This window comes from Paraburkholderia sp. RL18-101-BIB-B (assembly GCF_046026985.1).
Lineage (GTDB): Bacteria > Pseudomonadota > Gammaproteobacteria > Burkholderiales > Burkholderiaceae > Paraburkholderia.
Genome location: NZ_JARESV010000002.1, coordinates 627007 through 638907 on the forward strand (window position 1 = coordinate 627007; position 11901 = coordinate 638907).

12 protein-coding genes are annotated in these 11901 nt (G+C 63.2%); 5 read left to right on the forward strand and 7 right to left on the reverse strand.

The window, feature by feature from the left end:
- Positions 1-71 precede the first annotated feature (71 nt).
- Complete coding sequence (locus P0D73_RS05825) at positions 72-968, reverse strand: LysR substrate-binding domain-containing protein (protein WP_408179318.1); 897 nt, start codon at positions 966-968, stop codon at positions 72-74.
- A 106-nt stretch (positions 969-1074) separates the two neighbouring features.
- Here P0D73_RS05825 and P0D73_RS05830 point away from each other — a divergent pair, with 106 nt between their 5' ends.
- Positions 1075-1998 carry an NAD-dependent epimerase/dehydratase family protein gene (locus tag P0D73_RS05830; protein WP_408179319.1) on the forward strand — a complete coding sequence of 308 codons (924 nt, stop codon included), beginning with the start codon at positions 1075-1077 and terminating at the stop codon, positions 1996-1998.
- Between the two features lie 197 nt (positions 1999-2195).
- Complete coding sequence (locus P0D73_RS05835) at positions 2196-2378, forward strand: hypothetical protein (RefSeq protein ID WP_012432554.1); 183 nt, start codon at positions 2196-2198, stop codon at positions 2376-2378.
- A gap of 84 nt (positions 2379-2462) precedes the next feature.
- Here the strand turns inward: P0D73_RS05835 and P0D73_RS05840 are convergent, their stop codons facing one another.
- Both P0D73_RS05840 and P0D73_RS05845 read right to left on the reverse strand, forming a co-directional pair.
- Positions 2463-3821 (reverse strand): APC family permease, encoded by a 1359-nt coding sequence (locus P0D73_RS05840; protein WP_408179320.1) that lies wholly within the window; start codon positions 3819-3821, stop codon positions 2463-2465.
- A gap of 191 nt (positions 3822-4012) precedes the next feature.
- Positions 4013-4849 carry a carbon-nitrogen hydrolase family protein gene (locus P0D73_RS05845; RefSeq protein WP_408318506.1) on the reverse strand — a complete coding sequence of 279 codons (837 nt, stop codon included), beginning with the start codon at positions 4847-4849 and terminating at the stop codon, positions 4013-4015.
- A 186-nt stretch (positions 4850-5035) separates the two neighbouring features.
- Between P0D73_RS05845 and P0D73_RS05850 the strand changes: the two genes are divergently transcribed.
- Positions 5036-5881 carry a helix-turn-helix transcriptional regulator gene (locus P0D73_RS05850; RefSeq protein ID WP_408430235.1) on the forward strand — a complete coding sequence of 282 codons (846 nt, stop codon included), beginning with the start codon at positions 5036-5038 and terminating at the stop codon, positions 5879-5881.
- A gap of 44 nt (positions 5882-5925) precedes the next feature.
- Here P0D73_RS05850 and P0D73_RS05855 read toward each other — a convergent pair whose 3' ends face one another.
- The 4 genes from P0D73_RS05855 to P0D73_RS05870 form a co-directional block, all read right to left on the reverse strand.
- Complete coding sequence (locus tag P0D73_RS05855) at positions 5926-6660, reverse strand: DUF899 domain-containing protein (protein ID WP_408430238.1); 735 nt, start codon at positions 6658-6660, stop codon at positions 5926-5928.
- 47 nt (positions 6661-6707) lie between these two features.
- Positions 6708-7046, reverse strand: coding sequence for an SRPBCC family protein (locus tag P0D73_RS05860; RefSeq protein ID WP_408430240.1), 339 nt, complete (start codon positions 7044-7046; stop codon positions 6708-6710).
- Entirely contained in the window at positions 7043-7468 is a 426-nt protein-coding gene (locus tag P0D73_RS05865; protein ID WP_132376937.1) for an ArsR/SmtB family transcription factor, read from the reverse strand. The genes P0D73_RS05860 and P0D73_RS05865 overlap by 4 nt, the downstream gene beginning before the upstream one ends.
- 279 nt (positions 7469-7747) lie before the next feature.
- Positions 7748-9130: an NCS2 family permease gene (locus P0D73_RS05870; RefSeq protein WP_132375083.1), complete on the reverse strand. Its 1383-nt coding sequence runs from the start codon at positions 9128-9130 to the stop codon at positions 7748-7750.
- 456 nt (positions 9131-9586) lie between these two features.
- Between P0D73_RS05870 and P0D73_RS05875 the strand changes: the two genes are divergently transcribed.
- Both P0D73_RS05875 and P0D73_RS05880 read left to right on the forward strand, forming a co-directional pair.
- On the forward strand, positions 9587-10573 hold the full coding sequence (locus P0D73_RS05875; protein WP_408179325.1) for a PRC-barrel domain-containing protein: 987 nt from the start codon (positions 9587-9589) through the stop codon (positions 10571-10573).
- Entirely contained in the window at positions 10570-11823 is a 1254-nt protein-coding gene (locus P0D73_RS05880; RefSeq protein WP_132375084.1) for an MFS transporter, read from the forward strand. Before P0D73_RS05875 ends, P0D73_RS05880 begins: the two co-directional genes overlap by 4 nt.
- Positions 11824-11901: the final 78 nt, after the last annotated feature.

The following is an 11901-nucleotide window of genomic DNA, read 5'->3' on the forward strand; positions in this document are numbered from 1 at the left end:
ACGCAAAAAAGCCCGCGTGCTCAGGCGACCCGCGAACTCCTTCTTATTGGGCAAGTAATGGGACAGCGTGGCTAAAGCTTCACGCGCGCCGCGATGAAATCCAGGAAGCACTGCACGCGCCCCGCCAGCGACGCGCTCTGGTAGTACACCGCGCTCACCCGCTGCCGCTCGTCCACCAGCGCGTTGGCGAGAATCGGCACGAGACGCTTCTCGCGCACATCGGCCGCGCTCATGAAATTGGCGAGACAGGCGATGCCCCAACCCGACAGCGCCAGTTGCCGCAACGTCTCGCCGCTCGAGGCGGTGATCGCCGGTTCGATCTTCAGCGACTCGGCCCCGCCCTTGCGCCCTTCCCGCAACGGCCAGCGATTCAAATGCTCCGGCGCCGTGAAGCCGATCAGCCGATGCTCTCGCAACGCTTCCACCGATTTCGGCTCGCCATATTCGGCCAGATACGCCGGACTCGCGAGCACTCTCAGCTTGCTGGTGCCGAGGGCGCGTGCATGCAAAGTCGAATCCTGCAATTCGCCGATACGGATCGCGATATCCACCTTCTGCTCCAGCAGATCCACGATCCGTTCATTGCTGGTCAGCTCCAGCCTGATCTCCGGATACTGCGCCGAAAACGCCGTCATATGCGGCGCCACGCAATGCAGCATGAAGGGCGACGCCGCATCGACACGCAGGCGCCCCGAGGGTCGCTCGCGTCCGCGCGTGACGGACTCCTCGGCCTCTTCCATCGCGTCCAGAATCGCCCGCGCGCGCTGCAGGAAGGTCTCGCCCTCTTCGGTGAGTTGCAGACGGCGCGTCGTGCGCCGCACCAGCGCAGTGTCGAGTTTCTTTTCGAGGCGCGTGAGCGCGCGGCTCACGCCGGAGACGGTTTGGCCCAATTTCTCCGCAGCCGCGGTGATCGAGCCGCTGTCGATCACCGTGACGAACACCAGCAACTCGTCGGTGGATGTTTTCATTGTTGATTTCAAATCAAGATTGATTTGAGACTAACACGGTTTTTGCGAGAATCAAGTCGGCGGATACTGCGTGCATGTCATCGTGTTTCTCATCAAGGAGAACGTCTTGAAGATTTTCATCACTGGTGCAAGCGGTTTTATCGGCGGTTCGATTGCAGCGCATCTGGCGCGCGCCGGCCATACCGTGCGCGGTTTGATCCGCAACCCCGACCATAGCGCCGAGTTGCAACGCCTCGGCATCGAACCCGTGATCGGCACGCTCGACGACCACGCGTTGCTGATCGCCGAAGCGCAAGCCGCCGACGCCGTCATCAATGCCGCGAGCAGCGATCATGAAGGCGCGGTCAAGGCGCTGATCGACGGGCTCGCGGGCTCCGGCAAAACGTTTCTGCATACGAGCGGTTCGAGCATCGTCGGCGATGCGTCGGGCGGCGAAGCGGGTCAGGCGCGTATCTATCACGAGGACGCGCTGCCCGAGCCGACCGCGGACAAGGCCGCGCGCGTCGCCATCGATCAACTGGTGCTCGATGCCGCGCAGCAGAACATCCGCTCGGCCGTGTTGTGCAACACGCTGATCTACGGTCATGGCGCCGTGCCGGGCAGCGCGAGTGTGCAGTTGCCGCGCCTCGTGCGTCAGGCGCAAAAGAGCGGCGTGGTGCGTCATGTGGGCAGCGGCGGCAACATCTGGTCGAACGTGTTCATCGACGATGTCGCCGAACTGTATCGCCTCGCGTTGGATAAGACGCCGGCGGGCACCTTCTACTTCGTCGAAAGCGGCGAGGCATCGTTCCGCGACATGAGCGCCGCGATTGCGCGCGCGATGAAACTCGGCGCGCCGCAAGACTGGCCGCTCGAAGAAGCGCAGAAGGAATGGGGTTATGAAATGGCCTCGTACGGCCTCGGCTCGAATAGCCGCGTACGCGGCGAGCGCGCCCGCAAGCTGCTGGGGTGGCAGCCGAAGCGCACGTCAGTGATCGACTGGATCGAGCACGACATGCTGTCCCCCGAGCGGGCTTCGTCCGCGGTGTAAGCCGAGGGGATTTTCTTTTGGGGCGCCCTACAGGGCACACCCCGAGAGGACTTCTTCCGGGGCGCCCGCAGCGCCCTCCAGGGCGTAATTAGTGTAAGCGTCGCCGTTGCGAATCCGTAAGCTCGACTCGATAGAATCGCGCTCACCTGATCGTGCGATTCGACAATCCGAGCCGCACATGAGCCCGGATTTGATCGATGACTTTGGCGCTGAATTTCGATTGGCTAACCAATCTGCTGGCGATTCTCTTCGTCGTGGCGTGTCTCTACGATGCACGCTACGACGAATACGGTACGTTGACGCTGTCGGCTGCCGCGATGGGACTCGTCGTGATGGCGATCGAACTGTTCCTCAGGCCCGCCTTCGACATGTCGCTTTGAACACGAGCGCTTCGAGCGTGACGCCACGCGCGGCGGCGTCACTCCCACTACGGCCACGCTCACCCATGAGCGCAAGCCGTTCCATCAAACCGCGACTTCCGGCGGCGCCTGACGAAAACAGCGCGTGATCCAGCCGAGATAGCACAAGCCCAACACGAACCACACCGCGCCGAGCACCAGCGCCGTCTTCTCCAGACTCACCAGCAACCAGACGTCTGCGAGCGCGCCAGCCAGCGGGAACAGCAGGCCGCCGATCACACCCATTGCATTCGCACTGCCCTTCGCGTTGAAGAACTGGCGGATCACGCAGAGATTGACAGCCGTGAACGCAAGGAACGCACCGAAGTTGATGAACGACGTCGAAGTCGCCACATCGAGCTTCAAGGCGACCAGACCGATGGCGCCCGCGATCGCGATGTTCAGCGCCGGCGTCTTGAACTTCGGATGCACGAAACCGAAGATCCGTTTAGGCAGCACCTCGTCTCGGCCCATTGCATACAACAGACGTCCCACACTCGCCTGCGCCGAGATGCCCGAGGCGAACTGCGCGAGAATCAGGCCCGCCAGAAACACCGTGACGAAAATATCGCCGCCCACTTTGCGCGCGACTTCGAAGGCCGCCGAATCCGGGTCCTTGAACACCGCGCCCGGATGCGCGAGCTGCACCGTGTATGCCGCGATCACGAAGATCGCGCCGCCTATCAGCGCGATCAGCACGATGGCACGTGGCATGGTCTTCTCAGGGGCGATGGTTTCTTCCGTCAACGTCGAGACAGCATCAAAGCCGAGATAGGAATACGCGGCGATCGCGGCGCCCGCCATCGTCGCGGAGAGCGGCACGTGCGGCTTGAAGAACGGCTCGGCCGAAATGAGGCCGCCGGGTCCGACGGCCGCCGTCACATAGTGGCAGCACAGCACGACGAACAACGCGACGATCGCCAGTTGCACCACCATCAGCACGATGTTGAAACGGTTTGCGAGTTCGATGCCGAGAATGTTCAGCGCACTGGTCAGCACGATGAAAGCGACGATCCAGATCCAGCTCGGCACATGCGGAAAAGCGGCGCTCAGATACGCCGCGCCGATCAGCCAGATCACCATCGGCAGGAAAAAATAATCGAGCAAGGTGGCCCAGCCGATCATGAAGCCGAGATGCGGGTTGAAGCTCTTGCGCGTGTACGTATAGGCCGAACCTGCCACCGGGAAAAGCCGCGCGAGCTTGCCGTAACTGAGCGCGGTGAACACGATCGCCACCAGCGCAATCAGATAGGCGAGCGCCGCCGTATCGTGGCTGGCGCTCGCCAGCACGCCATACGTCCCGTAGACAATCAGCGGCGCCATGTAGGCGAGGCCGAACAGCAGGACGGAAGGCAGGCCGAGCGTGCGCTTCAGATGCGCGCTGCGCGGGGCCGTGGGTTCAGCGGCGGATGATGATGAAGTCATACGGTGTCTCCTCTTGCGAATGGACAGGCGTCGCCCCGGGCGCGGCATGGCACGCGCCCCAGTCGAGCCGGATCGATCGGACTTGCTGGCAGCGCGGGATTCGCGCCGATGTCTTTACTGATTTGCCGGGCTTGTGCATGCCGCCGCCAAAGCGGCACGCGCCCGGTCGTTTATCTGTCTGAGCGTTTGCTTCAGCGCGAGCGAATCACGCGCGCGCGTTGTCCCTGCGCGCCGTCTTCGGTGGCGAGATCGAGTGCGATGCGCGCGTCGTGCAGGTAACGGTAGTGTTCGCGTGCGCCTTCGAGACGCGCGCGATCCAGCGTCGCGCGCAGCACGGTTTCCTGCTGGCCGGCGTCGCACACCACGTCGCCGAACGGATCGATCAGCGCCGATTCGCCGGGAAACGTGAGGTTGTCGTCGCCCGGACCGATACGATTGACGAGCGCCGCAAACATCTGGTTTTCCATGGCGCGCGCCACGATGGCCCGCCGATGCACCGGCCCGAACGGGTCCATGTTGCCATTGGTCACGATCAGCAGATCGGCGTCTAGCGAGGCGACCGCTCGCGCTGTTTCGGGGAATTCGATGTCGTAACAGATCAAGAGACCGACGGTCATGCCCTTGAAGCTGCATACTTCATAGCGGTCGCCCGGTTCGAACACGCCGACGTCCGACGCCCACAGGTGCGTCTTGCGATAACGCAGCGCGATCTCGCCGCGTTCGTCGACCAGCACCGTGGTGTTGAAAAAACGGCTGCCGTCGCGCTCGGCGAGGCCCACCGCCACCGCCACGCGTGCTTCACGCGCCGCATGGCGCACGGCCGTGAGCGAAGGACCGTCGATGGTTTCCGCCACTTCGCCGACGTTATGCCGCGTCGGAAAGCCCGACAGCGTCGTCTCGGGAAACACGATCAGATCGGTTCCGGCCGAACGCTGGCCGATGATTTGCAGCACGCGTTGCACGTTCGCGCCGCCGACGCCCACGGCGCCATCCACGACGGGAATCTGTGCCAGTTCGAGTTGAAGCATTCTGTCTCCTGTCGACCCGAGTCAGTGCTGACTCGGGTCCCATGCAATTTAGTTGCCGTCCATGCCGGTTCGCTTCGCGTTGAATAGCGGCCGTTTTAGGCCGCCCCGCGATCAGGTTGGGCCTATTATTACCAGACATATTTTTGTTCGTAATTACCCTGCTGGGTTACCCTCATCGGAGCACGCATGGAACTCGAATGGCGCGATCTGGCCTTTCATCGCGAGATCGGCGCGGTTATCGAAGCCCTCGATAGCGCGCACTTCTGGACCCGCCTCACGCGCGCGCTCGAACGCTATGTGGCCTTCGACAGTTGGGTCGCGTTGCGCTTCACATCCGGCGAAGCGCCGCTCGTGTGCGCCGAATCGCCGACGCCGGACGGCACCGTGGATGCGATGTTCCAGGACTATCTGGCCGCGCTCTATCAACTCGATCCGTTCTATATCGCCGCTACCGAGACGCCCGCGTCGGGCTTCGTCACGCTGGCCGATGTCGCGCCCGACAACTTCTCGATGACCGATTACTACCAGCGGTACTTCAGGAAGAATATCGTCGGCGACGAGGTGCACTTCAACTACATGATCGACGCGCGGCACACGCTCGCCTTTTCGCTGGGCGCGACGCATCGCTATGGCGAGCGTGATCTGGCCGTGCTCGCGCTGTGCGCGCCGTGGGTGATTGCGCTGTTGCGACAGCGCTTGCCATACGAGGGATTCGATGCGACGCGGTCGACCCTGACCGAGGCCAGCGCCGAAACGGCAACTGAAACACTAGCACCCACGGACACCCCCGCGTACGCCGCGCGCTTCGAACAGGTCGCATCGTCGGGTGGCCGCGCATCGCTCACGGCACGCGAGGTGGAAGTGGCGATGCTGACCTTGAGTGGATTTTCGACGCGCGCCATCGCGGAGAAACTGACGATCTCGTTCGAGACCGTGCGCGCGCACAAGAAGCACATCTATACGAAGCTGAACGTCAATTCACAGTCGGAACTGTTCGCGCTGTTTTACGAAGCGGGACGCCAAGGTGCATGACGTCCCCGCTTTTCAACGCGAGCCTGAGCTAGCGCCGCGGTCCGTCAACCGCACGCGGCGCAGCCGCCTTGCATCTTCTCTTCATAGCGGTCGTGATGTCTGACCCAGTCGGTCAGGCTACGGTCTTCATTGCGGCCCTTCGGCGTGACGTCCAGATGCGCATAGGTGTTGATGAAGCGTTCATCGCCGCGCCCATAGCAGGAATACGTGTGATACACGTCGCCCTTCTCGTCCTTGTAGAACACGCTGTGGCCGTGTTGCTCATCGATGCCGACGTCCTGCTCGGTGAAGTTGTAAAACGCTTTCTTGCTCGCCAACTGTTCGGGCGTGAACGACACGTGATAGTCGAAATTGAAGTCGCTGCCGGCCGACGACACCCACGGGAAAGTCCAGCCCATGCGCTTCTTGAAACCCTCGATCTTCGCGAGCGGCGCATGCGACACCGTCACGTACGACACATCGTGATGTTCGAGATGCGTGACGATCCCGGTCATGTGATCCGACAGGAACGAGCAGCCGACGCAGCCCTCTTCCCAATCGGCGCCCAGCATGAAGTGATAAACGATCAACTGGCTGCGTCCGTCGAACAGATCGGCCAGCGTCTTGCGGCCCTGCGGCGTATCGAAGGTATACGTCTTGTCGACCTTCACCCACGGCAGCGCGCGGCGTTTGCGCGCGAGTTCGTCGCCGGCGCGCATGTGCGCCTTTTCTTCGGCTAACAATGCCGTGCTGGCGGCCAGCCATTCCTCTCTCGACCCAGTACGGTGTTGCGGTTCCATATGCGTCTCCTTCTCTGCGTCGTGCAGACTAACGAATACAAACGACATCACGCCACGTAGCGTTCGAGCGAATCGATCCCGTCGGTCCAGCCGCGGCGATGATCCTCGCACTGTGCATCGTCGGCGAGACGTTCGTGCGTGAGCGTGAGCCATGTGGCGTCGCCGTCCGGTTCCAGCAGCAGCGTGACCTGCGACTCATGCTCCGGGCTATAGCGCCACACCCATGTGAAAACAAGCTTGCGGTCGGGCAGCACCTCCAGATACCGGCCGCCGACCTCGACCTCGTTGCCGTCCGGCTTGCGATAGACGATCACGTAACGCCCGTCGACCCGCACATCCAGCTCCGCGCGCACCACGTCCGAGCCGCCCGGATGCATCCATGTCATGAATTGCGCCGGTTCCGTCCAGGCGCGGAAGACTTTGGCGGGCGCGGCGTTGAGACGCCGCTGGAGGGTGAGGCTGGGCTGGGTGGACATGGGGCTTGTTCCTCTTCGACGAAAGCGGCAAGACGATCGAGTGATTCGGACCAGAAGCGCTGATAGCGGCCAAGCCATGCCATCGCTTCTTCCATCGGCCCGGCGGACAGGCGGCACGCCACCGTGCGGCCGGTTTTGTTGCGTGTGATGAGACCCGCCTCGCTCAGCACGTCGAGGTGTTTCATCACAGCAGGCAAGGACATCGCAAACGGCTCGGCGAGCTCGCTGACCGACAGATCTTTCGACGATAGACGCGCGAGCAACGCACGCCGTGTCGGGTCGGACAGCGCGGCAAAGGTGCGATCCAGTAGCGCTTCGTTAAACTTAACCATGAGGTTAAGTATAGAAACGCAGCGAAGGATGTCAAGGACAGGTACGCGCTTTCGTAGAGCGCGTGGAAAGTAAAGGGGGAGCGCGGCAAAAAAAGATACGCGGCGTGCCGCAGATAGCCTCTGCAACGCGCCGCGTCAAAGGTGGAGAACAACCGACTACAGGCTCGAGCAAGGCGGCCAGAATCGCACCACTTTGCTCTCGCTTTCCAGCACAGATTCAACAGATCGATACTGCAACCCGGCGAGACCCAGGCAACGCCCGAGCCTATGACGTGACGATCAGATCGCCCAGCCGCCGAGATAGAAACCGACCAGCACGACGGCGATCACAACCGTGCCCACGTTCAGCTTGCGATACTCGCCGCTGACCACGCGGCCGATCACCAGCGTCGCGAAGCCGAGCATGATGCCCGTCACGATGTTGGCGGTCAGCACGATGAACACCGCGCACATCAGACCCGACATCGCGTCGACCATGTCGTCCATATGCAGCTTGCTGACGTTCGAGAGCATCAGCAGACCCACGTACATCAGCGCGGGCGCCGTCGCGTACGAAGGCACGAGGGCCGCGAGCGGCGAGAAGAACATCACCACGAGGAACAGCAATCCGACCACCGCCGCGGCCATGCCGGTCTTCGCGCCTGCCGCCACGCCGACCGTCGATTCGATATACGCCGCTGCCGGTGCGCCACCAAGCAGGCCCGAGAAAATCGAGCTCAGCGAGTCGGCCGTCAGGGCGCGGCCACCGTTGATGATGCGGCCGTTTTCATCGAGTTGGCCCGCTTGTCCGGCGACGGCGCGGATCGTACCGGTGGCGTCGAACACCGCGGTCATCACGAGAGCCAGCACGCTAGGCAGAACCGCCATCGACAAGGCGCCCTTGATGTCCATCGCGCCGATCAGCGACGCGTGACCCGGCGCACTGAGCGACGGCACCGCGAACACGCCGTGAAACGACATGGCCGGATCGATCACGAAGGCGATCGCCGAAATCGCCACGATCACGATCAGGATCGAGCCCGGCACGCGGCGGCGCACCAGACCGAAGATGGCCGCCAGACCCGCCACCGACATGATGGCCGGCAAGGCGGTGATATTGCCCAGCGCGACCGGCAGACCAGCGCCCGGATTCTTCACGACGAGGCCCACGTCATTGGCGGCAATCAGCAGCAGGAACAGGCCGATGCCGATGCCCGTGCCGTGCGCGATGCCCGTCGGCAGATTGCGCAGAATCCACGAACGCACGCCCGTCACCGAGATCGCGGTGAACACGACACCCATCAGAAACACCGCGCCGAGGGCGACATTCGGATGCAGGCCTTTGCCGAGCACGAGGCCGAACGCGGTGAACGCCGTCAGCGAAATCGCGCAGCCGATCGCGATCGGCAGGCGCGCCCACACGCCCATCAGCAGCGAGCCGAAAGCCGTGGTCAGACACACGGCGACGAACACCGCGCTGGTGTCGAAGCCCGCTTTGCCGAACATGCCCGGCACGACGAACACGGAATAGACCATCGCGAGGAAGGTCGTGATGCCCGCGACGATCTCCTGACGCTGCGAACTGCCGCGTGAGGAGATTTCAAAGTAGCGGTCGAGAAAGCCCTTTCCGTCGAATGATTCGGCGCCGACTTCAGAAATCGGTTGGGCGTGGGGTTCCATCATGATGAGTGCCTCCTTTATCAGCGTGCTGAAACGGCCGTCGATTCGGTCGTCATCAGGTTCGTCTCGTTGCGTTGGTTTAGTGTGGGTTGGGGTCTTATTTGCTGTCTCGAAATGTAGGGCAACACAAATATATCTCCCATCGCATGGATGGCATGCCTGACATGTCGCGATGCTTATATCCTTTAAGGGACGGCAAACCGGCTTCACGGTCCGCGTGTTTACACCTACGGTTTGTCATGAAGATCTGACAGGGTTTTGATGGTTTTCACGCGTGAAAATGGACTTCGATGAGCCAGTGAATCGGCGGAGCGCGGCATGAACCGTGCTTGGGCCAACCTGTCAGATCGCCTGCAAAACCGGGGCCGCCCGACGTCGCGGGTTACACTCTGGCCCGTACCTGTTTTAACTGCGGCGGCTCACTGCGCCCGTCCGCACCGGCCCATGGAGTCCTTCTTGATGAGCGGCGGTTTTTCGCGTCCTGCCTGGCGTCTCTTGATTCTTGCTGTGTTCGCGCTGTTCGCGCTGTCCGGTTGCAGCCTGCTGTGGGGCCCGCAGCAGGCGCCGATCGTCGACGCCACGGTGATGCCCGTCGAGCCGGCCAGCGCGCCGGTGGCCGCGTCCGCGCCCGAACCGGTCGAGACCGAAGCGGCCGAACCCGAGCAATCGAGAAAGCCGAAGAAGCCGGTCGTCAAGCCGCACAAGGTTGAGCCCCCGCCGCCTGTTGTCACGGCGCCTCCGCCGCCCCCTCCGCCGCCCCCGCCGCTGATCGTGCTGCGCACCATCGAGCGCAACGAGGCGCGCGCGCTGCTCGATAGCGAAGTGCAGAAGCCCGACGGCAAAGTGGTCGGACGCGCGGTCGATCTGATCGCCGACGCCGGCGGCAAGCCGCGTGAGATGGTCGTGAACCTGCAAGGCTTCCTGGGTGTCGGCGACCGCAAGGTGAACTTCCCGTGGAGCGCGTTCCGCTTCACGCCAACGGCGAAGGCCGCCCCCATCACACTGAATGCTGCCGCGGTCCCGGCGAACGCGGCCAAAGCCGCCTCGGTTGCCGTGCAATTGCCGCTGATCGACGCAACCGTCGAGCGCTCGAACGGCGCCAAGGTCGGCCGCGTGATCGATGTATTGATCGACGCCAACGCGCAGCCGCAGGCGGTCGTGCTCGACGTCAACGGCATGGTCAGCACCGAACGGCGCACGATTGCCGCCAACTGGTCGGCGCTGCGCTTCGTGACGAAGGACAAGGAGCTGCATCCGCTGATGGATTTGAGCGATGCGCAGATCAACGCGACACCGCCATACGCCAGCGACAAACCGATACGCGCGGTGTCGCCGGCGCCACCGCCCGCGCCTGCGCCCGCTCCTGCTTCCGCACCCGCCGCTGTTGCGGCGCCGGCTGCCGCGGCCACGTCCACGGCGGTTTCCAACGCACGGGCGGCCCGATGATAGGCCGCACTCTGGTAACGGCGCGCAGCTTGCGCGCGCTCGATTGGCTGAATTTTTTCGTCGCCAATGTGCAGACGGGTTTTGGACCGTTCATCGCGTCCTATCTCGCCTCGCATAAATGGACGCAGGGCGAGATCGGCATGGCGCTCTCCGTGGGCACCATCAGCGCGATGGTGAGCCAGGTGCCCGGCGGCGCCGCCGTCGATGCCTTGCGCAACAAGAAAGGCGCGGCGGCCTGGGCAATCATCGCGATCATCCTGAGCGCGGTACTGCTGGCCGTCAGCCCGACGGTGCTGCCGGTGATCGCCGCCGAGGTCTTCCACGGCTTCGCGAGCTGCATGCTGACGCCGGCGCTCGCCGCGATCTCGTTCGCGCTGGTGGGGCGAGCGAATCTCGGCGATCGGTTGGGGCGCAATGCGCGCTGGGCGTCGATCGGTAGCGCTGTCGCGGCCGGCCTGATGGGCGTGTTCGGCGAATACTATTCGCCGCGCGCGGTGTTCTGGCTGACCGCCGCGCTCGCCGTGCCCGCGCTCTTCGCGCTGACGATGATCCAGCGCACCGACACCGTCGAACTGCCGAAGTCCGCGCCGACGCCGCAGCAGATCGAGCGGCGCGAGAGTCTGCGCGAATTGCTGCGCGACAAGCGGATGCTGTTGTTCGCGGCGTGTATCGTGCTGTTCCATTTGTCGAATGCGGCGATGCTCAATCTCGCTGCCGGCGAAGTGACGGCCGGCATGGGTGACAACGTGCAACTCGTGATTGCCGCGTGCATCATCGTGCCGCAGGCGATCGTGGCGATGATGTCGCCGTGGGTCGGACGCTCGGCCGAGCGATGGGGACGTCGGCCGATTCTGCTGCTCGGGTTTTCGGCGTTGCCGATACGGGCGTTGTTGTTTGCCGGGATCAGCAGCCCTTATTTGCTCGTGCCGGTGCAGATGCTCGATGGGTTGAGTGCTGCGGTGTTTGGCGTGATGCTGCCGTTGATTGCCGCCGATGTGGCCGGCGGTAAGGGGCGTTATAACCTTTGTATTGGATTGTTTGGGTTGGCGGCTGGGATTGGGGCTACGTTGAGTACTACCGCTGCTGGATTTGTCGCCGATCATTTTGGCAATGCTGTGAGCTTTTTTGGATTGGCCGCGGCTGGGGCGTTGGCTGTATTGCTGGTGTGGGCGGCGATGCCGGAGACTCGCGATGCGGCGGCTGAGGATGAAGGGCCGGTGGCGGATGGGGGGAAGTCGGCGGTGCGGTGAACGGGCAGGGGTTTGGGCCTGTGCGGTGGTTTTTTTGGCTGTGCTTTTTGGGGTGTTGGCCTTTCCTTGTGTTGTTAG